Origin of the sequence: Halomonas sp. MCCC 1A11062 (assembly GCF_021404355.1) — a bacterium.
Classification (GTDB): domain Bacteria; phylum Pseudomonadota; class Gammaproteobacteria; order Pseudomonadales; family Halomonadaceae; genus Halomonas; species Halomonas aerodenitrificans.
The window spans coordinates 1-25722 of sequence record NZ_JABFTW010000029.1; the positions used below are offsets into that span (position 1 = coordinate 1).

The window sequence follows — 25722 nt, forward strand, 5'->3', positions numbered from 1 at the left end:
GCAGTATGTGTGCCATCCCCTTCAAACCTGTTTTTATACAGTGTGTTAGCGATTTCCTGGCCAATCATTGCTAAGCCTAATTAGGCAATAAGTTGCCCGGGTCGGGCAAGAAGTTGCCCGGCGGGCAAGAAATTGCCTGGTATCCATGGGAAATCGGGAGCACAAACACGGCTTGCTGTAGAGGGCTTGCCTTGGGAAGTAGTATTGTTATGTTATAACGTCTATTTTCAGGAGAGGATGCCCATGTCGGCCGATCCCGAGGTGCAGCGACTGCTGGCCATGCCCGAAGAGGCATACATGAACGATGAGCAGCTGGCATTTTTCCAGCACCGGCTGGCTGCCGAACAGGCCGAAGTGGAGGCGCACTTGGTGGAGGTGCGCAATGCCATAGCCGACAACGAACGCAGCGGCGACGAGCTCGATCGTGCCGCCGTGGAGGAGGAGCTGCGGCTGCTGTTACGCCAGGCCGACCGCGAGACGCGGCTGCTGCGCAAGATTCGTCAGGCGCTGCGGCGTATCGAAGAGGGCGACTACGGCTATTGCGCCGAAACCGGCCAGCCCATCGGCTTGCCTCGACTGTTGCTCAGGCCGACTGCCGAACTGTGCCTGGAGGCCAAGGAGCGACAGGAGAAACGCGAACATCACTACAGCAAGCAGCGAGGAGACGCGTAATGTCCCATAAGCCACTGCCGGTTACCGTGCTTTCCGGCTTTCTCGGAGCGGGAAAGACCACCCTGCTAAACCATATCCTGGCCAATCGCGACGGACGCCGCGTGGCGGTGATCGTCAACGACATGAGCGAGGTCAACATCGATGCGGCCCTGGTACGAGGCGCTCCGGGCAGTGCCGATGACGAGGTGACGCTCAACCGGGCCGAGGAGCGGCTGGTCGAGATGAGCAATGGCTGCATCTGCTGCACGCTGCGTGAGGACCTGCTGGTGGAGGTGAGCCGGCTGGCGCGGGAAGGCCGCTTCGATCATCTGGTGATCGAGTCCACCGGGATCTCCGAGCCGCTGCCGGTGGCGGAGACCTTCACCTTCGAGGATGAGCAGGGCCAGAGTCTCTCCAGTGTCGCCCGCCTCGACACCCTGGTGACGGTGGTCGACGGTGCCAATTTCCTGGTGCAGTACCAGGAGGCAAAATCCCTCGCCGAGGCGGGCGAGAGCCTGGGCGAGGAGGACGAGCGCAACGTGGCTGACCTGTTGGTGGATCAGATCGAGTTCTGCGACGTGCTGCTGATCAGCAAGACCGACCTGATCGACGAAGTGCAACTGGCCGAGTTGAAGGCGGTACTGCGCTCGCTCAATCCCGATGCCGAGCTGGTACCCATGGCCCATGGCCGGGTGCCGCTCGACAAGGTGCTCGATACCGGTCGCTTCAGCTTCGAACGGGCCAGGCTCGCCCCGGGCTGGCTCAAGGAGCTGCGCGGTGAGCACGTGCCCGAAACCCAGGAGTACGGCATCTCGAGCTTCGTCTACCGCGCCCGGCGGCCTTTCCATCCCGATAAGTTTCACGCCCTGTTGCATGGTGACTGGTTCGGCGGCAAGCTGCTGCGTTCGAAGGGCTTCTTCTGGCTCGCTACGCGACCCCAGTACGCTGGTCAGTGGAGTCAGGCGGGTGGCATTGCCCATTACGGCTTTGCCGGCATGTTCTGGAAGGCCGTCCCCGAGTCTCGCTGGCCCAAGGATCCGGAGACGCGTGGCTACATCATGGAGCAGTGGGAGGAGCCGTTCGGCGACATGCGTCAGGAACTGGTCTTCATCGGCCAGAATCTCGACGAAGCGCGTATCCGTCAGGCTTTGGACGAGTGTCTGCTGAGCGACGCCGTATTGGCGGATGGTCATCGGGCGTGGGCCGACTTGCCCGACCCCTTTCCGGCCTGGGAGTAGCGGGTCTGCAACCCAAAGGTAACGGGCTGTTATTCCAGTTGATTAATAAACGGAAGTTTGATGGAAGCAGCCGGTATATATGCAAAAAAACTCGCTATTCCGGCTGTTAAGCGCTTCGTTATCCGGCCATACTGAGGCAAGGTCCGCTTTAGAATCGGGCCACGGGGAATCAAAAGGGAACCAGAGGTGTTCGTCATGCGCTCCTACAACCGACATTACCTCGGTGTGGCCATTTTCTTTTTTCTCTTTCTTCAGTTGTTGACGATCGGTTCGGCGCAGGCCAACCCCCGCTATGCGGCCATCGTGATAGATGTCGAGAGCGGCGACGTGCTGCATCAGGCCAATGCCGATGCGACGCGCTATCCCGCCTCGCTGACCAAGATGATGACACTTTACATGCTGTTCGAGGCCCTCGAGAACGGCACCATACGCTTGAACCAGCCGTTACCTGTATCGGCCCATGCCGCTTCGATGCCCGCTTCCAAGCTGTGGCTCGCGGCGGGTAGCACGATCACGGCGGAAGAGGCCATCAAGGCGCTGGTGGTGCGTTCGGCCAACGACGTTGCCGTGGTGGTCGCCGAGGCGCTGGGCAACACCGAATCCGGTTTCGCCCGCATGATGACCCAGCGTGCCAACGAGCTGGGCATGACCAGCACCGTGTTCCGTAACGCTTCCGGGCTGCCCGACAACGCTCAGGTCACCACGGCCCGCGACATGGCCACGCTGTCAATCCGCGTGATGCAGGATTTCCCCCAGTACTATCACTACTTCTCCACCCAGAGCTTCTCCTATCGCGGCACCACCCACACCAGCCACAACCGGTTGCTGCGCAACTATGCCGGCGCCGATGGCCTCAAGACCGGCTTCATCCGCGCCTCCGGGTTCAACGTGGCGACTTCGGCGATCCGTAACGACCGTCGTATCGTCTCCGTGGTAATGGGTGGCTTCACCGCCGCCTCGCGCGACACGCATATGGCCGACCTGCTCGACCGCGGCTTTGCCCGGCTTTCCATGCTGCAGCGCGGCGACTGGATTGCCCAGGCCGATGTGCTGGGCGATAGCATGGATCTGCCGGAGAGCCCGTCCCCTTCCGCCCAGCAGTTGGCCGCTGCACCTGAGGCCGTTGGGCCAGCCTCGAGCGGCGAGCGTCAGTTCTCCTTCCAGTCGGAGATGGGGGTCGAGATGGGCTCCGCCGATGACCCGATTCGTGCCCTGATCGCCCAGGCCGACACACCGCGCATCACCTACCAGGCCGATATGCCGCGTGACACCTATCAGGCCGATATACCGCGTAGGGGCAACTGGGCGGTACAGGTCGGTGCCTTCAACGACCCGGATCAGGCTCGCCACCTGGCCACCCGCGCCGCCGATCAGCTTTCCGGCTTCATGCGCGACCTGCGGGTGTCGGTAGCGGAGTCGGAGGGCGAGCGGCGAGTGTTCCGCGCACGTCTGGTCGACCTGCAGGAGAGCGATGCCCACTCCGCCTGCAACAGCCTGCGCGCCCAGGGGATGGACTGCATGGTGGTGGCGCACTACTGACGTTCCTGGCTGCCAAGCCGATTCGACATCGCCCCGCTCGTGCGGGGCGATGTCGTTTAGACGTTTAGAGGGTGCTGTCTTGCGAGCTGCCTTCAGGCCAGGGCCGGATCGAGCGTCTGGCGGACCTCGCTCACTGGCTCCCCGCCCAGCGAGATTCGGCGATCGCAGATGCGCCCGATCAGCGCTGGGTCGTGGCTCACCAGCATTACCCCGCAGCGTCGTTCGCGAGCCAGCTCCACCAGTAGCGCCAGGGTGCTGCGCTGGGTAATGGGGTCGAGGCGTGAGGTCGGCTCGTCGGCGAACAGGAAGCACGGCTCGAGCAGCAGCACCCGCAGGATGGCAAAGCGTTGCAGTTCGCCGCCCGAGATCTCGCCGGGGTGCCGTTCCAGCAGGCGCTCATCGAGCCCAAGGCGTGCCATCAACGGTGGGATGACACTGCGATCCAGGCGGTGGCGGCGTACCAGGTCGTCGAGCAGGCGAGAGAGCCGCCAGTGGGGCGAGAAGGCCGCCGGCGGGTCCTGATAGAGCTTCTGAAAGCCGAGCGGATGCCCTGTCGCGCGCTGGATCTTGCCGTCGTCGGCGCGCGTCACGCCGAGCAGCATGTCACCGAGGGTACTCTTGCCGCAGCCGGAGGGACCGACCACGCCGACGATCTCGCCGGGGCGCACCGTGAGGGAGAGTTCGCGAAACAGCTCGCGGCCGCCGCGGGCCTTGGCCAGGTCGGTGGCGCTCACCACCGGTGCCTGGGCCGTTTCTCCGAGCGGCGCCGGGCGTGGCCAGCGGCTGGGCTCGGCACCCAGCAACTCCTGCCCGTACTCGCTTTGGGGGTGAGTGAGCACTTGCTGGGAAGGTCCGCGCTCGACCACCTGCCCCTGGCGCAGGATCACCACTTCCCCACCCAGGCGGCGGGCCACGTCGATGTCGTGAGTGATGGTGATCAGAACGCCGCCGCTCTCGGGCGTGCGAGCCAGCAGCTCGACCACGGCATCGCGGCGCGGCGCATCGAGTCCCTTGGTCGGTTCGTCGGCGATAACGATGGGTGCTCCGCCGGCACTGGCGGCGGCAAAGGCCACGCGCTGTGCCATGCCGCCGGAGAGTTCGCCGGGCAGCTTGCCGCCGGCCTCGGCCAGACCCAGCTCGGCCAGGTCGGCCCAGGCCGCTTGCAGCGCGGCGCGGCGATCGCGCCCGGCCACGTGGCGGTGGCTTTCGGCCACCTGCGCTACGGCACGCATGGTTGGGTCCAGCGCGTGCCAAGGCTCCTGGGGCAGCAGCGCCAGGCGCCGGCCCCACAGGGCGCGGCGCGACTTGCCATCGGTGGCATCGAAGGTCTCGCCGTCGATGACGAGCCGCCCCCGCGCGGTCAGGCCGCGGGGCAGCGTGCCCATGATCGCCTGAGCGAGCAGGCTCTTGCCCGAGCCGGTCTCGCCGAGCAGGGTCAGCCGGCTGCCGGCTTCGAGCGAACAGGAGAAGGGCGCAATGGTGACGCCCTCGCCCTGGATTGTGACGTCTTCGGCCTGAAGTAAGTACGCACTCATCGTGGATCCCTTCCTGCCAGCAGGTTGAGGCTCAGTACCAGCACGAACAGCACCAGGATCGGCTGGGCCATGGCCCAAGGGGCTTCGTGGTAGTAGGGCAGCAGCTCGATCATCATCAGCCCCAGCTCGGCGGTGGGCGGGCGCAGACCGACGCTGACGAAGCCCAGCGCGGCCATGGCCAGGATCGCACTGGCGGCGCCGAAGGCGGCCAGGGTCAACACCTGTGGTGCCAGCTCCGGCCACAGGTGGCGGCGGAACAGGTAGAGCGGGCCGAAGCCGAGTAGGCGGCTCGCCTCGAGCTGAGGCGAAGCGACCAGCACCCGGGTGCGGGCGCGCACCACGCGGAAGTACTCGATCCACAGCACCAGTGAGATACCCACGTAGAGAGCCCAGAAGTTGCCTGGAGCGATGGCCACCAGCAACAGCACCAGCAGTAGGCCCGGCAACGCCAGGAAGGCATCGGCCAAGCTGCCCAGCACGCGGTCGAGCCAGCCGCCGCGCCAGCCGGCGATCACGCCGAGAATCACGCCCGGTATGGCTGCACTGGCTACGCTCAGCAGCGCCATGCCCAGCGACAGACGCACGGCGCTTGCCAGCCGCGCCAGCAGGCTACGGCCGAGGTGGTCGGTGCCGAGCGGCTCGGCCAGCGAAGGCAACTGCAGGATGCGGGTGAGCTGCTGGCGTGCAGGATCGGCATCGAACAGCCAGGGCACCAGCCAGGCGAAGGCGAGCAGCAGCGCCAGCAGTGTGGCACCGAGGCGCTGGCGGCCATTCAGCGTCGGCAGGACAAGGCGGCGGGTAGACGTCAGGGTCGAGCCGTTCATGCGCTGCGCCTCCTGGGGTCGAGCCAGTAGCAGATCAGGTCCACCACGGTATTGAGCGCGACGAACATCAGCCCCATGACCAGCGCGGTACCTTGAATCATCGGCACGTCGCGGGCCACGATGGCATGCACCAGGGCATGGCCGATGCCGGGCCAGGCGAACAGGGTCTCGACCACCACCACACCTTCGATCAGGTAGACGAACTGCACGCCGAGGTAAGCCACCACCGGCACTGCGGCGTTGCGCAGGCCATGACGCATGAAGCTCAGGCGCTCGCCCAGCCCCTTGGTGCGCGAGAAGGCGTAATAGGCCGACTGCGAGACGTCGGCCATGGCGTTGCGCGCCACCCGGCTGGAGATGGCGGCCAGCGCCAACGCCAGGGTCAGCGCCGGCAGCACGCTGTGTGCGCTGCGACCATGTCCGGCGGCAGGCAACCAGCCTAGGCTGACCGAGAAGATCAGGATCAGGATCAGGCCCACGGCGAAGGGCGGCAGGGCGCGCAGCACGCTGGCCGCCACTTCGCTCACGCGGTCCAGCACGCCGTTGGGCTTGAGTCCGGCGAGCAGGCCCAGCGGCGGGCCCAGCAGTAGCGAGAGCAGCACGGCCATCGTCGCCAGGCCCAGCGAGTGGCCGAGCTGATGCCACAGCTCGGTCACCACGCGTTCACCGCTGACTAGCGAACGGCCCAGATCGAGCTGCACCAGGTCCCACAACCAGCCGAAGTAGGCGCTCAGCGCCGGTTGGTCCAGCGCCAGCTCGGCGCGTACCGCCTCGGCGGCGCTGGTGTTGACCATATCGTGTCCATAGCGGCCGGCAGCAATGCGATAGGCCATGTCGCCGGGCAGCGAGCGGGTCAGCACGAAGGTCAGGGTGCCGACCATCCATGCCACCAGCCCTGCCTGGAACAGGCGCTGCAGCAGCAGGCCACCCAGGCCTGTCGTCATACGAGAGGCCCAGCGCGACGTCGATCGCGCTGCCAGCGTTTCGCTCATTCCCCCCACCTCAGCTCGTCGATGCGGTAGCTGCGCTCCAACGGGTCGATGGAGAAACCTTCCAGCTTGGCGTTCACCGCGGCCGTCTGCTGATACCAGGCCACGGGCACGACCGGCATCGCCTCGTTCAAGCGCCGTGCAACCTGCTCGGCCAGTTCGGCGCGGGCATCCATGTCGGCCTCCTGGCGCAGGGTATCGAGCCAGGCCGCCACGTCCGCGTCGCGCCAGCCCATGGCGCCCCAGTCGCCGCCCATCGTTTCAGGGTCGGTGCCGAAGTCGTCGAGCAGGGTGCCGAGCGGATCGGGCACCAGCCCGTAGTTGCGTGCCATCAGACCCAGCTCAAGGCTGCCGTCGCGGTGCCCGGAAGGGATATCACTGGCGTTGCCCACGGCGACTTCCAGCGCCACGCCGAGCTCGCGCCACTGGTCCTGCAGGGCTGTTGCCACCAGCGGCAGCTCGGGGCGGTCGGAGAAGGTGCGCAGGGTCAGTTGGAAGGGCTGGCCGTTGCGCTCGAGCATGCCGCTGCCGTTGGCTTCCCAGCCCAGCTCGGCCAGCAGCTCGCGGGCGCGCTCCACGTCCTGTGCTTCTTCTACAGAAAGGCCGAGATGCCAGGGGCCGAGGCTGGTCGGGAACAGCTCGGCCGCAGCGGCCTCGGGGTGGCGCAGCAGCCCGGCGGCAATGCCGATACGGTCGACGGCCAGGCTCAATGCCTGGCGGGCGCGCTCGTCCTCGAGGAAGGGGTGTTCGGCATTGAGCTTGAACACGATGGTACGCGGCAGCGGCTCGGCATGCAGCGCCAAGCGATCATGGCGTGCCAGCCGTGCGCGACTGGCCGGGTCGAGTGTGAACACCACGTCGGCGTCGCCGCTCTCGGCCATCAGCGCGCGGGTTTCACCACGCCCCACCGCCAGATAGCTGGCGTTGCCAATGGCGGGTGTCTCGCCCCAGTAGCCGTCGAAGCGTTCCACCGTCAGACGCTGAGGCGGCGCGACCGATGCGACTCGATAGGGGCCGGTGCCGATCACTTGGGTGGCCCGCCCCTCGTCGTCGAAGGCATCCGCTGCCAAAATCAGCGTGGTGGAGTGAGCCAGCAGGGCCGGCAGCGGTGCGAAGGGGCTGTCGAGACGCACCACGACGTCGTCGCCTTCGGCTTCGATGGAGACGATGGGGGCCGAGTCGAGTATGCCCGGCTTGGCCAGGGCATGCTCGAGGCTCGCGGCCGCGGCCTGTGCCGTCAGCGGGCTGCCGTCGTGGAAGGTCACGCCCTCACGCAGAGCGAAACGCCAGGTCAGGCCGTCGTCGGAGACCTGCCAGCCGCTGGCCAGCCCAGGGGCTGGTTGGCCATCGGCATCGGTGTCGACCAGGGTCTCGGCAACGCGCATGCGGCTGAACACATAGCCTGAGGTGGAGGGGTCGAGGCCGGTGATCTCCCAAGGGGCGACGACCGCCAGTGGGCGATCGGCCTGTGCCGCCAGTGGCAGCAGGGCCAGGCCAAACAGGAGGGGACGAAGGCATGGAGTCATTGCCGGGGGGCTTCCTCAGATGGAAAGAAGGGAGTTGAGTAACGGGTGGAGCGGGGTCAGCCCGGGTCCAGCGCCAGCAGCAGGCGTCGTTCGCCCGCAGCGGGCTGCGGGCTGCGGTGGACCAGGCCGCGCTCCTCGTTGCCGATCCAGCCACAGCCCTTGAGCAGAGCCAGATCGCCAACGGCGAGCTGCCGAATGGCGTCGGGATCGGCGACGATGTCGGGCTTGTCAGGATGCGGAGCGCCGAGCCCGGCGCGGTTGACGGCATGCTCGGGCAGCCATTCGCTGGCCGGGCCGGCATAGGTGGTCACGAGACGCACCGCCAGGTTGTCGACGTGGAAGCGCGGGCACATGGCGCCCTCCAGCGTGCGCAGACGGATGCCGATGGCCTCGGTAGAGAAGAGATAGGCCATGGCCTCGGCGATATGACCGACGTCTTCCACCAGGGCTGCGCCGGCCTCAGGGGCGGGGAGCCGACGCTCGAGATCCTCTTTCATTGCCTGGCCGGGTGCGCCGCGCCAGTGCCAGTCGAGAGAGCGGGAGCCATTGAGCTGGGCGCGCACGGCCAGGGTGAGGGCCGAGTCGAGCCGTCGCTGCATGACGGCCAGGGTGATGTCGTCGTCGAAAATGCGCGGCAGCACCTCGATCTCCTGGCCGAATGCCCAGTGCGCCGAAGTATCGAGAGAGAGATGGGGCTGCATGGCACCTCCTTGTGAAACCCTATAACATATCATTCGTGCTGCGAGGTCCGCCCGCTTCGAAGCGATGGTAGACATTGCAGGACGCTCGCGTATGCAGGCGGTCGGACGCTGAGAATGATTCGTTATAACATAACGTTCATGGCGTGACTATGCCCTGACCTCGCGTCATTCTGGGTTCGACCTCCACCCACCCCGATGCGCCATCTTGGGGCATGGCACTTGCCGCCGTGCGCCCCACCCGTTAGGTTGGTAATCAACAAGCCCCGCCGCCCATCCTGGTCGGCGGGGTGGTTTTTTCCTGCCGGGGGGAGGGGCCATGTCGCCGTCATTGAAGGGCATCCTGTTCATGTGTGCCGGCGTACTCTGCCTGGCCATCGGCGATGCCATTGCCAAGTGGCTTGGCGAGGTGCACTCGCCGCTGCAGATCATCTTCTTCCGTACCCTGGTCTCGCTGCCGTTGATCGCCGTGCTGGCGCACTACGGCGGTGGGTTGACCAAGCTACGTACTCGTCGGCCCGGGGTCCACCTGGTGCGCGGTTTGATCTATACCGGCACCATGGGCTTCTTCGTGCTGGGATTGACCATGTTGCCGCTTGCCGAGGCTACGGCCATCGCCTTTGCTGCACCCCTGTTCGTCACATTGCTGTCGGTTCCGTTGCTCGGTGAACGGGTCGACTACCAAGTCGTGGCGGCTTCGCTGTTGGGCTTTGTCGGTGTGATGGTGGTGGTGCGGCCGGGAGGCGAGGGTTTCCATCCCGGCGCGTTGATCATGCTGGGCGCGGCGGTTTTCTATGCACTGCTGATGATCACCTCGCGACGCTACGGGGCCACCGAGCACCTTTGGGCCATGGTGTTTTACATCACCCTGGTGCCGCTGGTGCTGACCGCTGTGACCCTGCCCTGGGTATGGCAGGAACCGCAACCCTGGCATTGGCTGGGGTTTCTCGGTGCCGGCGTGATCGGGGTGGGGGCGACGGCCTGCATCACCATGGCCTTTCGCTTCGCTCCGGCGGCCATCGCCGCCCCCTTCGATTACACGGCCATGCTGTGGGCGGTGTTGCTAGGGTGGTGGTTCTGGGGGGAAATGCCTGATCTCTGGGTCTTCCTGGGTAGTACGCTGATCATCGGCAGCGGGCTGGCGATCGCCTATCATGATCGCCGGACTACCCTGAAGCGCCGCCCCACCTCCTAGGCTATGCCTGAAAACTGCCTGCGCTTGGCCATACGGCGTTAAAACTCAGCTCAAAGTACTCATTTGCACCAAGCAAACTCCATCTTTTCGCTGATTTTTGCCTTGTCTGGCCTTCGCTCGGCGACTTTTCAGACGTAGCCTAATCCGATTCAGCTAAACCCGGTTCAGGCGCCAGCGTCGCCACTGGCGCGCCACCAGGCCATGCTTGGGGGCCGCCAGCAGGGCGATGAGGAACAGTCCCGAGGCGACCAGCACGATGGCGCCGCCCGAGGCGACGTCCAGCGATACCGACAGCACCAGGCCCACCACGGCGGAAGTGACGCCGACAGTGACCGAGATCGCCAGCATCAGCGGGAAGCGGTCGGTGAGCAGGTGGGCCGTGGCGCCTGGGGTGATCAGCATGGCTACCACCAGGATGATGCCCACGGTCTCCAGGCTGGCGACGATGGTCAGCGTCAGCAACAGGATCAAACCGTAGTGGATGAGGCTGGTGTTGAAGCCCAGGGCTTGGGCCTGCTGCGGATCGAAGGTGTAGAGCAGCAGCGGGCGGTAGGCAAGCCAGATGGTCAGGACGGTCACCAGGCTCGCCGCCAGGGTCAGCAACAGCGCGGTGGTCTGTACGCCCAGCACGTTGCCGAACAGGATATGCATCAGGTGGGTACTGGTGGCGATCTTGCTGATGATCACGATGCCCAGCGCAAAGGCGGCGGTGAACATCAGTCCCATGGCTGCATCTGCCTTGATCCGGGTGTGACGCTCCAGCGCGCCGATGCCCAGCGAGGTCAGTGCGCCGGTGACGAAGGCGCCGATGAAGAACGGCCAGCCCAGCAGGTAGGCGATGGCCACGCCAGGCAGCACTGCATGAGAGATGGCATCGCCCAGCAGCGACCAGCGCTTCAGCACGACGTAGCAGGAGAGCAGGCCGCAGATCGCCCCCACCAGCACCGAAGTGAGCAGGGCACGCTGCATGAAGCGGTACTCGAAGGGAGCGGCCAGGGGCTCGGGCAGCAGGTTCACCACCAGCATCAGCAGAGCGATCAAGCCATCGATCACCTGGGCCAGCAATTCAAGCGGCGGCACGTGTACCTCCGTACGCTGAGCGGGAAGCCGTACCCACCGCCAGGCGGGCCAGCATGGAGTCGCTGAGCATCTCTTCCGGCGTGCCCATGCCCACCACCTTGCGATTGATCAGCAGTACGCGGTCGGCGTGGCGACGTGCGCTGGGCATGTCATGGGTGACCATGATGACGGTGCGGCCTGCGTCGCGCTGCCGTTCCAGCGTGGCGAGAATCAGCGCCTCACTGGGTGGGTCGACCCCGGCCAGTGGCTCGTCTAGCAGCAAAATACTGGCCTGCTGTGCCAGCGCGCGGGCCAGCAGCACACGCTTCTTCTGGCCGCCGGACAACTCGCCGATGGGACGCTCGGCATGCTCCGCCATGTCGACGTCGTCCAGTGCAGCTTCTACGGCCTGGCGATGGCTGGGGTTGGCCCAGTGGCGCGGCAGCAGGCGTTGCCACAAAGGGTCCTGGCGCATCAGGCCGTAGCGGCCGGTCAGCACCGTCTCGCGCACTGAAATGGGAAAGTCCCACTCCATGTGCTCCTGCTGCGCCATGTAGGCGATGTTGCCGGCCCTGCGCTGCACGGCTGGGCTTGCGCCGAGAATGCGCAGTTCGCCGCGCAGCGGCGTGAGGCCACCGATCACCAGCTTGAGCAAACTCGATTTGCCGGCCCCATTGGGGCCCACGATGGCGGTCCACTCGCCTTGCGGCAGCACCAGGGTGACGTCTTCCAGCACGGGGTGCTGGTGATAGGCCGCGCTGAGGCGGTGTGCCTCGAGCGCCGGCACCTTGTCATTCATGTGTGTCTCCCAGGGCCTCGCGCAACAGCCCAACGTTGTGGCGCAGCATGCTGGCGTAATCGGGCGCTGCAGCGTCCGGCTCGCTGAGGGAGTCGACGTAGAGGGGGCCGGCAATCGCCACCTCGGTCTCGTCGGCCACGCTGCGCACGTGGCGGTCGGAAATGGTGCTCTCCCAGAAGATGGCGGCCGGTTGCTTTTCCTCGATCAGATCGACGATGCGCATGATCTGACGCGGCGAACCCTCTTCCTCGGCGTTGGTACCCCAGATGCCGTCGTGCTCGAAGCCGAAGGCATCGGCAAAGTAGACGAAGGCCGCCTCGCTGGTGATGAGCAGACGCCGCTCCTCGGGAATGATCGCCAGCGTCTCCAGCAGCTCCTCATGCAACGCATGCAGCGACTCCTGCAGGGCTTCGGCGCGCGCCTGGAAGGCCTCGGCGGCGTCGGGCCGGGCCTCGGCCAGCGTTTCGGCAATCACGCGTGCATATTCCGCCGCGGCGCGTGGGTCCATCCACATGTGCGGGTCGACCTCGCCGGCGTATTCGCCGGTGGCGATCGGCTGGGTGGCGTAGCCGCTCTCCTCGGCCAGGGCAACCACGGGCACGCCGTTGCCTACCGTGGCGTTGATCTGAGAGAGCCACTGCTCGAGGCCGTAGCCGTTGTAGAACACCACATCGGCCTCTTCGAGAGCGATGAAGTTGCTCGGTATCAGCTCCCACTCGTGGACCTCGGCGCCCACCGGCGTGAGTACCGTGACATCGGCATCGTCACCCGCCACATCGCGCACCAGATCGCCGATCACGGAAAAAGTGGCCGCTACCTTCAGGGGCGGCTCTTCGGCCTGGGCCGAGGTCGACATGGCGAAAGCAAACGCGCTGAGCAGCAGGAAGCCCTTGGGGGTCGGCATCGATCACTCTCCTCTGGTGGCTGAACGTTAGCGGTCGGTTGTTACGTTGCGGTGAGTTTGTAAGCGTATAGACACTATTTTAGCCAAGGTTAACTTGTAGGGTAGTAGGAAATCTCTATCGAGGCCCTGTTGCTGCCCTATGAGCACTTTGGCTATATTGGCCCGATGACCGACTCGCCGAATGACGTGACGCCTGATCGCCTGTGCAAGGCGGACGCCCTGCCGCCCAGCGACCAGCATGCGCAGCAGTACGCTGCCGTGCGCAACGCACACGAAACCGAACTTCTCGAAGACTACGTGGAATTGATCGCCGACCTGCTCGAGCACCAGGGCGAGGCGCGCTCGACGGACATTGCGGCGCGTATGGGGGTCAGCCAGGCCACGGTGTCGAAGACCGTCACCCGGCTCAAGTCACTGGGGCTGGTGTCCAGCAAGCCCTACCGTTCGCTGTTCCTGACCGAGAAGGGCGAGGCGATGGCGGCCATGTCGCATCAGCGCCATGCCATCGTGCTGCAGTTCCTGCGCGCCCTCGGCGTCAGCGACCGCACTGCTCGCATCGATGCCGAAGGCATGGAGCATCACGTCAGCCAGGAAACCCTGGAGATCATGCAGCGCTATACCCGCGAACAGGGGCGCCGCGACGTCTGAGGCTCTCTCATCTCAGGCTCTCTCACCTCGGGCTCATTACCTCTTTCACCCCTGGTTTTTTCTGACTTCAGGCAAAGAACGCCCTGGCGGCGGCTTCGGCGTCCGACTGTCCGCAGATCGCCGATACCACCGCCGGCCCTTTGACTCCCGCGGCACGCACCGCTGCGGCATGCTCCGCCTTGAGGCCGCCGATGGCGACGGCCGGCAGCGGGCTTGCCGCCACCAGGGCAGCCAGGCCATCGAAGCCGAGCGGGGTGGCGTGGTTGCGCTTGGTCGAGGTGGCGAATACCGGGCCGAAGCCTAGATAATCGAGGGCGGCCGGGTCGAGGCGCGAAAGCTGCTCGTGATTCTGCACCGAGAGCCCGAGGATGGCGCTCTCGCCCAGGGCGGCGCGGGCCGCCGCCACGTCGCCATCGTCCTGCCCCATGTGCAGGCCATCGGCGCCGCTTTCCAGCGCCACCGTCAGGCGGTCGTTGACGATCAGTGGCACGCCGCTGCCGGCCAGCGCCGCCTTGAGACGGCGCGCCTGAGCGATCATCTCGTCGTCGGAGGCGTGCTTGTCGCGCAGCTGCACTACGGTGACCCCGCCACGCACCGCAGCCACCACGGTCTCCACCAGCCCATGGCGGGCGCAGAGCTCGGGGTCGGTTACCAGATAGAGGGATAGATCGAGTGGCATGGCATCACCAATGCGATTGGAAAGCCACTCATCTTACCAGAGCGATGAGGTTGTTAGGGGGCCGGGCCGGCGGCCCCCAGAAACCGTTGCTGCCAGTAGTCGATATGCAGCGGCACGCTGGTGACCTCGCGCCCGCTGCCCGGGGCGTGAATCATCTGGCCGTTGCCGCGGTAGATACCCACATGGGTCGCCTTGCGCCGGTCGCCGAAGAACAGCAGGTCGCCGGGCTGGGCCTGGCGCACCGACGGCAGAGCACGGAACTGTTCGTCGGCGGTGCGCGGCACCTGAATGCCTGCCGCGCGGTAGGCCATCTCCACCAGGCCCGAGCAGTCGAGCCCTTCCGAGGTGTTGCCGCCGAAGCGATAAGGGGTGCCCAACGCATTCTTGGCCGTGGCCAGGATCAACGCCCGCTCGATGGAGAGGGCGTCCGGGCCGCGGCTCGGGTCGTGGGTGGCAATGTCACGGCTGGCGCAGCCGGCCAGCAGGGTCAGCGCCAGCAGCCAGGTCAGATGGCGCAGCAAATGCCCAACGGCGTTGTGAAAGGCCCCTGGCGCTACCTGTTCGAGACTGGATGAGGTCGGCATGGGCGGTCGCTCTTCATGGCGGTACTTTTCCTACTTTAGCGCGATCCGAAGGGTAAGACAGCCGCCTGCGGCTGGAAAAACGTCGTAACGATCCGCATCATCCTGGTGATGACGAGCAAGATGACAGCGACACCACAGGAGAAACGCATGAGCTTCAAGGGAGAGCAGCACCCCGGCGTGCAGACGCCGACGGCGGATTCGCAGGGCTTTCGTCTCAACCACACCATGCTGCGGGTGAAGGATCCGCAACAGGCGCTGGCCTTCTATACGCGGGTGTTCGGCATGCGGGTCATGCGCCGGCTCGACTTCGAGGAGATGAACTTCTCGCTCTACTTCCTGGCCAGGCTGGACGACGCCGAGCAGGTGCCGGAGGACCAGAGTGAGCGCACGGTTTGGACCTTCAGCCAGACGGGCCTGCTGGAGCTGACCCACAACTGGGGCACCGAGAGCCAGGAAGACTTTGCCTATCACGACGGCAATGCCCAGCCCCAGGGTTTCGGCCACATCTGCTTTTCGGTGCCCGACCTCGACGCCGCCGAGGCGTGGTTCGATGCCAATGAGGTCGAATTCGTCAAGCGCTCGGATCAGGGCAAGATGAAGGATGTCATCTTCGTCAAGGACGTGGACGGCTACTGGATCGAGGTGGTTCAGGCCGACCGCCTGGGGGCGCTGGGCGACTGAACTCGCCCCCTATTCCGTACAGCCCATGCAAACAGCGACGCCGCCCCGTGGGGCGGCGTCGGCGTTCGAACGGCCCTGTCACGACAGGGCCATGGCGAGAATCACTCCTCGCCGGGCAGGCCGCCGAGCTCTTCGATCAGCGCCTTGTAGCCTTCCACCTGATCGCGCAGGGTCTGGGTGACTTCGTCTTCCGCGATGTAGGTCACCGGCATCAGGATGCGCTCCTCGGTGATCTCGATGAAGCGCGGGTCCTGGGTGGCGGCTTCCAGCGCCTCGGCCAGACGCTCGACGTGGGCGTCGGGGGTGTTCTGCGGCACCATGGCGACGCGGATCTCCGCGGCATTGATGTCGTAGCCGGCTTCCGGCAGGGTGGGGGCATCCGGGAACGCCACCAGGCGATCCTCGGCCAGGCTCAGCAGCACCGGCATCTCGCCGGTCTCGGCATAGCCGGAGTGGGTGCCGCCGCTATAGGCGAAGTCGACGTCGCCGGAGAGGATCAGCGGTGCCATGCCGGCGCCGCCGGAGGTGGGCACGATGCGCAGATCGAGACCTTCCTGCTGGGCGATGTACTCGATGATCATGCGGTCCAGCGCGGTCTGGGTGGCATAGCTCATGCCCGGGTTCTCGCGGGCATACTCCACCAGATCTTCCCAGCTGTCGCCGAAGGGGCGGTTCTCGCCGGTGACGATGGCCGACTGGCCGAGGGTCACACCGGCCACGTAGCGGAAGTCGTCCAGCTCGTAGGTGGCTTCGGTGGAGAGCGGGCCGAAGGTGATGGTCATGGAGGTGCCGAAAACGAAGGTGTAACCCTCGTCGCGGCTGTTGGCCAGGCGCGCCAGGGCTACGCCGCCGCCGGCGCCGGGCTGGTTGACCACGTTGACCGGCTGGCCGAGCTCCTCGGAGAGGATGTCGGCCAGCACGCGGCCCTGAATGTCGGTGCTGCCGCCGGCACCCCAGCCGATCACCATGGTCACCGGCTTGGTCGGGAAGTCATCGGCCTGGACCATGCCGGCTGCGCCGAAGGTCATGGCGGAAGAGAGAATGGCAGTACCCAGCAGTTTCATTTTCATGAGTCGGAACCTCGTGGTTGCGTTTGTTGTGGTGTGGTGTGGTGTGGTGATGCCGGTCGCTGCCGGCTGTGGGTTCAGTTACCCAACGCCTTGAGGCGCTTTCGGCGCCACTGGCGATAGCCGCTCCAGCCCAGGTGCAGCGCCATCAGCGCGGTGAAGACGACGAAGGCCAGGGCGATGGGGCGGTTGAGCAGGATGGCGATGTCACCGCCGGAGAGAATCACCGCCTGGCGCAGGTTCATCTCCAGCATCGGCGTGACGATGAACGCCACCAGAAAGGTCACGAAGGAGTAGTCGAACTTCTTCAGGAAGTAGCCGAAGATGGCGAAGGCGAACACCGTGACCAGGCCGAAGGTGCCGTAGCCCTGCACCTGAATGCCCGCCAGGCACAGGAAGATCACCACCGGGATCACGATGTGCGGCGGCACGCTGGTGACCTTGGCGAAGATACGCAGGCCGTACCAGCCCACCGCCAGCATCAGCAGGCTCGCCACGATCATCCCCGAGAACAGCGTGAACAGCATCTCGGGATGGTCGCGCAGCATCAGCGGCCCCACCTGGATGCCGTGGATCATGAACGCCCCGACCAGCAGCGCGGCGGAGACGCTGCCCGGAATGCCCAGGCCGAACAGCGGAATGTAGCTGGCCGGGATCACCGCATTGTCCGCCGCCTCGGCGGCCGCGATCCCGTTGGGATTGCCCTTGCCGAAACTGTCCGGATCCTTGGCACTGCGCTTGGCCAGGCCATAGGCCATGAACGCCCCCACCGACGGCCCCAGCCCCGGCAAGGCCCCCACGAACGCCCCCACCCCGGTACTCTTGAACACCGTCGGCAGCGTGGCCTTGAACTCCTTGAAGGAGAGATCGTCCGCCTTGTCGTGGCTCAGCTTGATCACGCTGGCGCCCTTGTTGCGGCGATACTCATCCAACTGCACGAACATCTCGGCCAGCGCCAGCGTACCGATCACCAGCGGCAGGATCGGCACCCCCTCCATCAGCTCGGCATACCCGAAGGTCAAGCGCGCCGCCCCGGTCTCCGGATCGAGGCCCACGGTGCCCAGGATCACCCCCATGCCGCCGGCCGCCAGTCCCTTGAGGAACGAGCCCCCCGCCATGCCGGCGATGAACACCAGCGCAAAGATCAGAATCGCCGCCAGCTCATACGGCCCGAAGCGCAGCGCCACCGACGCAAACGGAATCGCCACCGCAATCAACAGCAGCGTCGCCAGCAGATCGCCCACCACCGACGCCAGCAAGCCCACCTTCAGCGCCTTGCGCGGCTTGCCCGCCCGCGCCATCGGAAAGCCATCCAGACAGGTCGCCGCCGACGACGGCTCCCCCGGCGTATTGAGCAGAATCGCCGACACCGCACTGCCCGCCGCAGTGCCCTTGGACAACCCGATCAGAAAGGCGATGGCCGCATAGGCCGACATGTAAAACGTCAACGGAATGGCGATGGCGATCGCCACCGCCCGGTTCAGCCCCGGGATCACCCCCACGATATAGCCCAGCAGCACCCCGCCGAGAATGATCGCGATCGACTCATAGTGCAGCGCCGCGGCGAAGGACGACAGAATGGCCTCGAACCCGATCATCTCACACCACCCCGATGCGCATCAGATGCGCCGTCAGCCCATACAGCCCGAGGGCGGGAATCACCGCCGTCAGCAGCACCACATGCCAGCGACGCTCGCCCAGCAACAGCAGCAGCGAACCGATCATGAACGGCGCCACCCAGGTCAGCGGAAAGCGATCCACCAGCACGATGAAGCCCAGCACGAAGAGAAACGGCCAGGTCTGATGCCACAGATGCCCCAGCTCGGGCAGGCGGAAGAACGGCAGGCGCTGGCGAATCAGCGCAATGGCGCTGAGCAGCGCCAGGGCCAGGGCACAGCCCAGCATGACCCAGGCGCCGAGCGTGGCCAGGGTGCGGGGATGCATGCCGACGGCGAAGCCGCGGCCGCCGTAGGTGGGCACGACCCAGGTGAGCAGCAGCACCGCGAGGGCGGCGACGCCCAGGCCGGACCAGAAATTCATGCGTAACGATATGGGATTCTCGGACATGTTGTTGTTTGAGCGCCGATTCGGTAACGGGAGGTTGGAAAGCCGTAAAAGCCATGTATCGATTGCAACGACTGTCGATTGAAACAACTGTGAGCTGTGGTGGGATTTGGCGCTACGTTGCACTCTAGTGCACTTTCTGCGAAAGTAAGTGCGCCAGAGTGCACCATCCCGTCTGGCGCACCGGGAGCCCACATGCACGACGACTTCGTCGCCAACCTCAGGCTGTTGTGCAGCTATTACCCTTCCATTGCCGAGGTATGCCGTCGGCTGGATATCAATCGCGCCCAGTTCAACCGCTATCTGAGCGGACGCTATCGGCCTCGGCATGCCGCCATGCGTCGTCTGTGTGCGTTCTTTGGTGTGGAAGAGCACGAGCTCTACTTGCCCCACGAAAACTTCGTTTCTCTGGTGCAGGCGGGGCGGCTGCCGACCGAGTCGACACGCCAGGGAGGAGTCGAGTGGCCGGATGCCTTACTGCAGCGTGGGCGTGAGGGCATGTCCCGCTATCTGGGGCGCTACTTCGAGTACTACCACTCGATGGCCCAGCCCGGGCACATCATTCGCACGCTGGTATGTCTGGAGGAGCGGGAGAGCGGCATCGTCTACCAGCGTACCGAACGCATGCAGGGGGCGAATCAGGCTCGACCTTGCCACAATCGCTATACGGGGGTCGCGGTCAAACTCGCCGACCGCATCTTCCTGACCGATCATGAAACCCTCAATGGCTACGAAGTCACGCATACCATCCTGTTTCCGACCTTCCAGAGCCAGGTGACACGGCTGACCGGGCTCAGGCTCGGCGTGGCGGACAACAGCGAGCGCATGCCTTGCTGCGTGCGGGTGATGTTCGAACGCATCGATGAGCAGGTGGGACTGCGTCGGGCACTGTCGCAGTGCGGTCTGCTTTCGCTCGACGACCCCAGCCTGGACGCCGCACTGCTGGCGGCGGTGCGCAACGATGTGGCGCCGGGGGAGCAGCATTTCCGGGCGCGCCATCAGGGCGAATTTCAGGTTGCGCCTGAAGCTAGCTGAAAGCGTAGACATCCATGGCCAGCACCCCATGCTCCACGCTGTGGTGCAGGCGACTGGCCTCGCCGCCGGCGCCCAGCGCCACTAGCAGCGGCTGGAAGTGCTCCGGTGTGGGGTGGTTGCGGCGGGCCTGAGGCGCGGTTTCCCACGCCAGCAGTGCGTCGCGTTCTCCGCCGGTCAGCTTGTCGTGTACCCAATCGGTGAACTCACCAACCCAGGCCGGCGTCGGTGCGCCCTGTACCTGCATCTCGCTGAGGTTGTGGGTCAGGCTGCCTGAGCCGACCACCAGTACGCCCTCTTCACGCAACACTGCCAGTGTTGTGCCGATATTGATCAGCGCCTGATTCGACCAGGTCACCGGCAGCGACAACGACACCACCGGCACGTCGGCGGCGGGAAACATCAGCGACAGCGGCACCCAGGCGCCGTGATCCAGGCCCCGCTCAACCGGTACGGCGTTGAGCGTGCGGGCCAGGCGCAGGGCCAGCTCGGGGGCGCCCGGCGCCGGGTACTGGCACTCGTAGAGCTCGCGGGGAAAGCCGCCGAAATCGTGGATGGTCTCGGGCCGCTGGCTGACGCTCACCAGCAGGCGCTCGCTGGCCCAGTGGGCCGAGACCACCACGATGGCTTTGGGTGAAAGTCCGGCGCCGAACTCACGTAGGAAGTCGTGGGCCGGCCCCGGGGTGAGGGCCAGCATGGGCGAGCCGTGGGAAATGAACAGGCTGGGCAACATGGCATAGCTCCTTGAAAAAGCGCCTTGAAAAAGCTCCTCGATGCCTGGCGCCGCGGGGCGACGCCAGGCAGAGGGCTAGCAGGCAGAGAGGTCAGGCGAAGCGGCGGCTGACGACCAGGCTACCGCTGCCAAGGCCGGCCTGGACCAGCAGGGCGATGGCCCAGAATACCGGGAATTCCCAGCCGCCGCCCGGGTTGGAGAAGACCCAGCCATTGCCGATATGTGCCCAGGCGGCACCGAGCAGGATGGGTACCAGGGCCAGGCTCACCCAGCGGGTGTAGATACCGAGCACCAGCGCCAGACCACCGCCGACTTCGGCCAGGATGGTCAGGTAGGCGATGAAGGCGGGTAGACCGAGCGACTCGAAGTAGCCTACGGTGCCGGGCACGGTGAAGACGAACACCTTGAGCAGGCCGTGGGCCAGGGCCATAACACCGAGCGACACGCGTAGCAGGGCAGTGGCATGGGCCTGGTTTTGAGACTGGGCTTGAGCTTGAGCCGGTGAAGCGGCAAGCGGGATAGTGGTGGTTTGCATGGGAAGGACTCCGTTGTTGTCAGGGATGCCTTCACTCTACGCTGTGCTTTGCTCGGGATAATCACTCAATGGCGAACAACTTTATTGCGCAAGAGGCGACAATCCCATCTCCCGCTCCCATTCGGGAGGGTCGCCCCAGGCCTCGGCAAGATAGTCGAGCAGCCGCTCGACCTTGGCCGGCAGGTGGCGGCGTGCCGGGTAGACGCCGTAGATCCCCAGGGTGACCGGCTCCTCGTGTTGCAGCAGCGGTATCAGACGACCCTCGAGGATGCTCTCGGTGATCAGAAAGCTCGGCTGATGGGCGATGCCCAGTCCGGCCTCGGCGGCATGGGTCAGCACGTCGCCGTTGTTGCTCTCCAGCGGCCCGTGAACCGTAAGGCGCTGCCCGCCGAACTGCCATTCGCTGCCGCCGGTGGTGCGATAACGCAGGCAGCGGTGCTCGGTCAGCTCCTCGAGGGTCTGTGGCTCGCCGTAGCGGGCCAGATACTCGGGCGAGGCGCACGGCACCAGGCGGCAGCGCGCCAGGCGCCGTGCTACCAGACTGGAGTCGGGCAGGCTGCCGATGCGGATGGCCAGATCGTAGCCCTCTTCCAGCAGATCCACGCGGCGGTCGTTGAGGTCGAGGCGTACCTCCAGCGCAGGATGCTCGACCATGAAGCGCGCGATCAGCGGCGAGAGATAGCGCATGCCGAAGGACATCGGACCGTTGACCCGCAGCCGGCCGCACACCTCGGTGCTGCCGGCGCCCAGCTCGGCTTCGGCCTCTTCCAGCGCTTGCAGAATGCCCTGGGCGCTGGCCAGGTAGCTCTCGCCGGCCTCGGTGAGGTGCAGGCGCCGGGTGGTACGCTGCAGCAGGCGCACGCCCAGGTGGCTCTCGAGCTCCATGATCAGGCGCGAGATGCGCGTACGCGACAGGTCCAGCGTTTCCGCCGCGCGGGTGTAGCTGCCGAGTTCGGCGACCCGCACGAAGGCGGTCATGGCATCCAGCAGGTTCATGGTCTCTCCTCGCGCAGCCTCAATAGCCGGTCATTTCCAGATACCCGATGCCTCTCTCATCACCCCCATCTTCGCCGCTGGCGGCATCCCGGGCGATCACTTCGCCTTCCCAGTAGGCCACGCTGGTCTCCATCCAGCGCTCGGCGTGGGGCGCCTCGACGATCAGGTCGAGTTCGGCGCGGGGAATCTCCAGGTGCCAGCGGGTCGGCACTTCGCGCCCCGCCACGCGTCGGGTGGCCAGCGGCGTCATGGCGATCTCGTCCGGGGCCAGCGCGGTGGGCTCGCCCTCGGGACTGATCCAGGTGCCCGAACGGTAGTCGCTGCCGTCGGCGCCGCCCCCGCGCAGTTGGAAGGCCATCAGCTTGTGGCCGCTCGCCAGGTGCAGCGAGAACCAGTCCCAACCCTGCTGCTCGGGGCTCAGCAGCTGGCTGCTCCACTCACGGTCGAGCCAGCCGCGCCCGCTCACCGCTCGGGTCTCGCCGTCCAGGGTGACCTCGCCTTCCACTCGCCAGAACGGCTGGCTGTAGTACATGGAACCCTGGCCGTCGGCAGATTTCTGGCTGAAGCCTTCCGCGCCGTGCAGCACCAGCGGCCCCTCGGCGACGAGGGTCAGGTCGTAGCCGAAGCCGCCGTGGGCGTCGCCCTGGTGGGCCGTCAGCTGTAGCTCGGTGAAGGTGTCGCCCGGCTCGTCTGAGGTATCGACGCGAGTGGCCAACTGCCAGTGATCGATCCAGGCGCGGAAAGGCTCGGCCACCGCGCCCGCCTGTCCGTCGTCCTGCCCGGAGTGGCTGCGGGCGAAGCGCTCCGCCACCCGGTGGGTCTCCCCCTGGGAGACTGCCATGTGTGCCATCCACAGCTGGTCTGCGGCCCAGGGGCCGGGCTCGGGGCGCTCGTTCGGTGGCGGCTCTTTGGGTTCAGTCAGCGCCTGGCGGAATAGCGTCCACTGCAGGCCCAGCGGCTCGCCGTCCTCGTCCTCGAGGTTGGCGGTGAGGTACCACCACTCGATGCGGTAGTCCGGGTGGGCGGCGTGGTCCTCGGGGAAACTCAGGCGGATGCCGTCGTGAGCCTGGGCGAAGTCGCCGGCCTCCTGACCCAGCCCGGCAAAGCCGGCGGTCTCGTTGGGCGGCGGCTCTTCGGCGCAGCCCGCGAGCGTGAACATGGCCAGTAGCGTGATCAATGCGACGCTGCGCTTCATGTCGAGTCCTCCGCCAGCAATGCGCGTGGCGGCGTGCGCCACAGCTTGGTGGCCGGCACGGCGGCAGCGACCAGCGCCACGCCCACTGCGGTGGCTAGCGTAAGCGCCATTTCTGCGGGGAATACGTACAGCGGCAGGCGCCAGCCGAAGGCCGCCACGTTGATCACCGCCACCAGCCCCAGGGCCAGCAGCGTGCCCAGCGGTAGCGCCAGGGCGCCGACGACGAAGGCCGAACCGCCGAGCTGGGCCAGCTGCACCGTCACCAGCTTCCTGCGTGGCACGCCCAGCGCCCACAGTGGCGCCAGCTGATGGCGGCGCTCCCGGGCCTGGGCCAGCAGGCTCGCCAGCAGCGCCAGGGCGGCCACCGCCAGTGTCAGCGCGGAGAGCGCCCGGGTGATGGTGAAGGTGCGCTCGAAGATGCCGGTGGCGATGCGTTTCACCTCGCGCTGGTCTACCAGCTCGTCGCCGCCAATGGCGAAGCGCTGGCGCAAGCCGGCCCGCAGCGCGGATCCGTCGCCGCCCGGGGCCAGCACGATGCCGATGGAGCCCGGCGGGGCGGTGAAGCGGCTGGCAAGCTCCGGCGTGGCCAGCAGCACCTCGCCGCGGGTATTGCCGTAGTCGGGGTAGACGGCGGCCACCGGCAGCATCGCTTCTCCTCCGGGCGCCGTCAGGGTGATTCTATCGCCCGGGGCGAGCCCCTCGGCGATGGCGAGCTGCTCATTGACGAAGGCCGCCTCGCCCGCGGCGAAGGCCTGCCAGGCGGCATCGCGGCCGGCCTCGGTCGCCAGCAGCGGCCAGCTCGGCAGCAGCGTCGTGCCGGGGGTGATGCCGTAGACGCCTACCGGCAGGGCCCGTTCGCGCTCGTCTCCATTGTGCGCATCTCCGCCCCGTTCCACGGCAACCAGCGTGGCCTCGCTGCGACGGGTGGGCAGCAGCTCGGCGACCTCGGCGCTTTCGGCCAGCCAGGCGTGGATGTCGTCGTGCTGCTCGGCGGGCGGGCGCAGGTAGAAGTCCGCCACCAGGCGCTGGTCGAGCCAGTCGAGAAAGGTCAGGCGAAAGCCGCCGACCATGCTGCTCACGCCCAGGTTGGCGGAGAGCGCGATCAGCAGCGCCATCATCGCCAGCGCCAGCCGTGGCATCTGCAGCTGCATGTCGGCCAGCGCCCACTGGGCCAGGGGGCGGCGCTGCAGCAGGCGGCCGAGCCCGGCCAGCAGCAGGGCGATCAGCGGCGGCAGCCACAGGGCGCTGGCCAGCAGCAGCGCGGCGACCAGACCGAAGCCGGCCAGCAGCCCCTCGCCCGGCGGCTGCCAGGCGAGCCACACCCATAGCGCCAAGCCCACCAAGGCCACGATGCCACCCGCCATGCCCATGAATCGCAGCTGGCGATGGAAGCCGGCACGCCAGGCCTGGGCCTGACCCAACCCGAGTACGCTCAAGCGGGCCGCCCGCCATAGTACGCCGCTGCCGGCCAGCAGCAGCCCGCCCAGAGTCACGGCGAGCCCACCGAGCCAGTAGTGCCAAGGCAGGTTGAGGGCAACCGCCACGTCGGCCCCGTACAGGCTGCCCAGGGTGGCCGCCACGTCGGGTTGCAGCACCCGGGCAAGCCACACGCCGCTGACGATGCCGGCCAGGGCGCCGATGCTGCCCAGCAGCAACAGCTCCAAGGCGAGCAGGCCGACCAGCCCGCGCCCCGACACACCCAGCGCCCGCAGCGTACGCAGCAGCCCCAGGCGCTGCTCCAGAGCCAGGCCCAGCGCCGCCTGCACGATGAACAGCCCCACCGCCAGGGCCAGCAGCGCCATGGCGGTGAGATTGAGGTGGAAGCTCTCGGTCAGCTGGCCGGGCGAGACCAGCGTGGCCGCTCGGGTCAGTACCAGCCCTTCCGGGGCCTGTTCGAGCGCCTCGGGGGCGGCGACCAGACGGGTGATTCGCTCGCCGCTGCCCAGCAGCGCCGCGGCGGCGGCGATGTCCATCACCAGGGTATCGGGTGGCAGCATGGGGGCCAGAGTCAGCGGCGGCAACTGGGCCTCGGCCAGACGCGGCTCGGCGCCGGGGGCCTCGCGGTGGCTCAGGCCCAGCGCCGGCAGGGTATCCGGGGCGACACGGGTCTGCCACGGCGGGGTGAGAAATTCGGTGAGCTCTCCGGCTGAGCCTGCCGCGGCGAAGTCGCTGTCGCCGGGCAGGGTGAAGGGCTCGATGCCGATCACCGTCAGCCGGGTGCCGTCTGGCGCCTCCAGTGTGCCCTCCAGCAGCGGTGAGACGGGCAGGCCGGCGCGGCGCAGGCGCAGGTAGTCGTCGCGGGTCAGCGGCTCGTCGTCGCGGCGCTCCAGGCGGTCGAGCCCGGTGGTGAACAGCGCCTCGGCGCGGGCGTAGCTGTCGCGGGCCGAGGCGTTGATCGCCTGCACGCCGCTCCACAGGGCGCTGGCGACCCACAGCCCGAGCAGCAGCATGGCGAGCTGGCCGGGGTGGCGCTTGTAGTGGGAGAGCAGGGTGGCAAGGGCAGTCAGCATTCAAGCGCCGTTTTTGCTGTGAGACACGATCTTGATTCGCG

Annotated in this window: 25 protein-coding genes; 7 read left to right on the plus strand and 18 right to left on the minus strand. The window is 66.5% G+C overall.

The features are described 5' to 3' along the window. Nucleotides 1–243: 243 nt before the first annotated feature. The 3 genes from dksA to HOP58_RS20360 all read left to right on the plus strand — a co-directional run bounded on the left by dksA (nt 244) and on the right by HOP58_RS20360 (nt 3428). A complete protein-coding gene (dksA, locus tag HOP58_RS20350; RefSeq protein WP_010626310.1) occupies nt 244–672 on the plus strand; it encodes an RNA polymerase-binding protein DksA in 429 nt (142 codons plus the stop codon). After that, the gene (gene zigA, locus HOP58_RS20355; RefSeq protein WP_010626311.1) at nt 672–1889 is read left to right on the plus strand and encodes a zinc metallochaperone GTPase ZigA; all 1218 of its coding nucleotides are present in this window, start codon (nt 672–674) and stop codon (nt 1887–1889) included. Before dksA ends, zigA begins: the two co-directional genes overlap by 1 nt. Before the next feature lie 195 nt (nt 1890–2084). Continuing rightward, a complete protein-coding gene (locus HOP58_RS20360; protein ID WP_026037858.1) occupies nt 2085–3428 on the plus strand; it encodes a D-alanyl-D-alanine carboxypeptidase in 1344 nt (447 codons plus the stop codon). 92 nt (nt 3429–3520) lie between these two features. Here HOP58_RS20360 and HOP58_RS20365 read toward each other — a convergent pair whose 3' ends face one another. From HOP58_RS20365 to HOP58_RS20385, 5 genes are read right to left on the minus strand one after another with little or no spacing between them, the layout of a single operon-like run. Beyond that, complete coding sequence (locus HOP58_RS20365) at nt 3521–4963, minus strand: ATP-binding cassette domain-containing protein (RefSeq protein ID WP_234261380.1); 1443 nt, start codon at nt 4961–4963, stop codon at nt 3521–3523. Beyond that, nucleotides 4960–5787, minus strand: a complete 828-nt coding sequence (locus tag HOP58_RS20370; protein WP_010626314.1) for an ABC transporter permease — start codon at nt 5785–5787, stop codon at nt 4960–4962. Before HOP58_RS20370 ends, HOP58_RS20365 begins: the two co-directional genes overlap by 4 nt. Then, nucleotides 5784–6779 (minus strand): ABC transporter permease, encoded by a 996-nt coding sequence (locus tag HOP58_RS20375; protein ID WP_234253212.1) that lies wholly within the window; start codon nt 6777–6779, stop codon nt 5784–5786. The genes HOP58_RS20370 and HOP58_RS20375 overlap by 4 nt, the downstream gene beginning before the upstream one ends. Beyond that, on the minus strand, nt 6776–8302 hold the full coding sequence (locus tag HOP58_RS20380) for an ABC transporter substrate-binding protein (protein WP_234261381.1): 1527 nt from the start codon (nt 8300–8302) through the stop codon (nt 6776–6778). Before HOP58_RS20380 ends, HOP58_RS20375 begins: the two co-directional genes overlap by 4 nt. 56 nt (nt 8303–8358) lie before the next feature. Continuing rightward, entirely contained in the window at nt 8359–9003 is a 645-nt protein-coding gene (locus tag HOP58_RS20385) for a DUF1826 domain-containing protein (protein ID WP_234261382.1), read from the minus strand. Nucleotides 9004–9319: 316 nt separating this feature from the next. Here HOP58_RS20385 and HOP58_RS20390 point away from each other — a divergent pair, with 316 nt between their 5' ends. Then, nucleotides 9320–10195: a DMT family transporter gene (locus HOP58_RS20390; protein ID WP_234261383.1), complete on the plus strand. Its 876-nt coding sequence runs from the start codon at nt 9320–9322 to the stop codon at nt 10193–10195. Between the two features lie 153 nt (nt 10196–10348). On the opposite strand, the gene HOP58_RS20395 is transcribed toward HOP58_RS20390, so the two are convergent. The 3 genes from HOP58_RS20395 to HOP58_RS20405 are packed head-to-tail and all read right to left on the minus strand — an operon-like array spanning nt 10349 to nt 12957. Next, nucleotides 10349–11221, minus strand: a complete 873-nt coding sequence (locus HOP58_RS20395) for a metal ABC transporter permease (RefSeq protein ID WP_234261423.1) — start codon at nt 11219–11221, stop codon at nt 10349–10351. 40 nt (nt 11222–11261) lie between these two features. Then, a complete protein-coding gene (locus tag HOP58_RS20400; protein WP_010626321.1) occupies nt 11262–12053 on the minus strand; it encodes an ABC transporter ATP-binding protein in 792 nt (263 codons plus the stop codon). Beyond that, complete coding sequence (locus tag HOP58_RS20405; RefSeq protein ID WP_234261384.1) at nt 12046–12957, minus strand: zinc ABC transporter substrate-binding protein; 912 nt, start codon at nt 12955–12957, stop codon at nt 12046–12048. The genes HOP58_RS20400 and HOP58_RS20405 overlap by 8 nt, the downstream gene beginning before the upstream one ends. A 165-nt stretch (nt 12958–13122) precedes the next feature. Between HOP58_RS20405 and mntR the strand changes: the two genes are divergently transcribed. Further along, complete coding sequence (gene mntR / locus HOP58_RS20410; protein WP_234261385.1) at nt 13123–13605, plus strand: manganese-binding transcriptional regulator MntR; 483 nt, start codon at nt 13123–13125, stop codon at nt 13603–13605. Nucleotides 13606–13672: 67 nt separating this feature from the next. On the opposite strand, the gene thiE is transcribed toward mntR, so the two are convergent. Both thiE and HOP58_RS20420 read right to left on the minus strand, forming a co-directional pair. Then, the gene (gene thiE / locus HOP58_RS20415) at nt 13673–14284 is read right to left on the minus strand and encodes a thiamine phosphate synthase (protein WP_234261386.1); all 612 of its coding nucleotides are present in this window, start codon (nt 14282–14284) and stop codon (nt 13673–13675) included. A gap of 53 nt (nt 14285–14337) precedes the next feature. Continuing rightward, the gene (locus HOP58_RS20420) at nt 14338–14868 is read right to left on the minus strand and encodes a C40 family peptidase (protein ID WP_234261387.1); all 531 of its coding nucleotides are present in this window, start codon (nt 14866–14868) and stop codon (nt 14338–14340) included. 147 nt (nt 14869–15015) lie between these two features. On the opposite strand from HOP58_RS20420, the gene gloA reads away from it, so the two are divergent. Further along, a complete protein-coding gene (gene gloA / locus HOP58_RS20425; protein ID WP_234261388.1) occupies nt 15016–15549 on the plus strand; it encodes a lactoylglutathione lyase in 534 nt (177 codons plus the stop codon). 101 nt (nt 15550–15650) lie between these two features. Here the strand turns inward: gloA and HOP58_RS20430 are convergent, their stop codons facing one another. The 3 genes from HOP58_RS20430 to HOP58_RS20440 all read right to left on the minus strand — a co-directional run bounded on the left by HOP58_RS20430 (nt 15651) and on the right by HOP58_RS20440 (nt 18656). Further along, the gene (locus HOP58_RS20430) at nt 15651–16619 is read right to left on the minus strand and encodes a tripartite tricarboxylate transporter substrate binding protein (protein ID WP_010626327.1); all 969 of its coding nucleotides are present in this window, start codon (nt 16617–16619) and stop codon (nt 15651–15653) included. 74 nt (nt 16620–16693) lie between these two features. After that, entirely contained in the window at nt 16694–18214 is a 1521-nt protein-coding gene (locus tag HOP58_RS20435) for a tripartite tricarboxylate transporter permease (protein WP_234261389.1), read from the minus strand. A 1-nt stretch (nt 18215) separates the two neighbouring features. Then, a complete protein-coding gene (locus HOP58_RS20440; protein WP_234261390.1) occupies nt 18216–18656 on the minus strand; it encodes a hypothetical protein in 441 nt (146 codons plus the stop codon). Between the two features lie 219 nt (nt 18657–18875). On the opposite strand from HOP58_RS20440, the gene HOP58_RS20445 reads away from it, so the two are divergent. Next, nucleotides 18876–19715, plus strand: coding sequence for a helix-turn-helix transcriptional regulator (locus tag HOP58_RS20445; RefSeq protein ID WP_010626329.1), 840 nt, complete (start codon nt 18876–18878; stop codon nt 19713–19715). On the opposite strand, the gene HOP58_RS20450 is transcribed toward HOP58_RS20445, so the two are convergent. The 5 genes from HOP58_RS20450 to HOP58_RS20470 form a co-directional block, all read right to left on the minus strand. Continuing rightward, a complete protein-coding gene (locus HOP58_RS20450) occupies nt 19708–20445 on the minus strand; it encodes a class III extradiol ring-cleavage dioxygenase (protein WP_234261391.1) in 738 nt (245 codons plus the stop codon). The genes HOP58_RS20445 and HOP58_RS20450 overlap by 8 nt on opposite strands. A gap of 91 nt (nt 20446–20536) precedes the next feature. Beyond that, nucleotides 20537–20980 carry a DoxX family protein gene (locus tag HOP58_RS20455; RefSeq protein WP_234261392.1) on the minus strand — a complete coding sequence of 148 codons (444 nt, stop codon included), beginning with the start codon at nt 20978–20980 and terminating at the stop codon, nt 20537–20539. Between the two features lie 81 nt (nt 20981–21061). Next, a complete protein-coding gene (locus tag HOP58_RS20460) occupies nt 21062–21976 on the minus strand; it encodes a LysR family transcriptional regulator (RefSeq protein WP_234261393.1) in 915 nt (304 codons plus the stop codon). Nucleotides 21977–21995: 19 nt separating this feature from the next. Next, the gene (locus HOP58_RS20465; RefSeq protein WP_234261394.1) at nt 21996–23171 is read right to left on the minus strand and encodes a lipocalin-like domain-containing protein; all 1176 of its coding nucleotides are present in this window, start codon (nt 23169–23171) and stop codon (nt 21996–21998) included. Next, nucleotides 23168–25681: an ABC transporter permease gene (locus HOP58_RS20470; RefSeq protein WP_234261395.1), complete on the minus strand. Its 2514-nt coding sequence runs from the start codon at nt 25679–25681 to the stop codon at nt 23168–23170. The genes HOP58_RS20465 and HOP58_RS20470 overlap by 4 nt, the downstream gene beginning before the upstream one ends. Nucleotides 25682–25722: the final 41 nt, after the last annotated feature.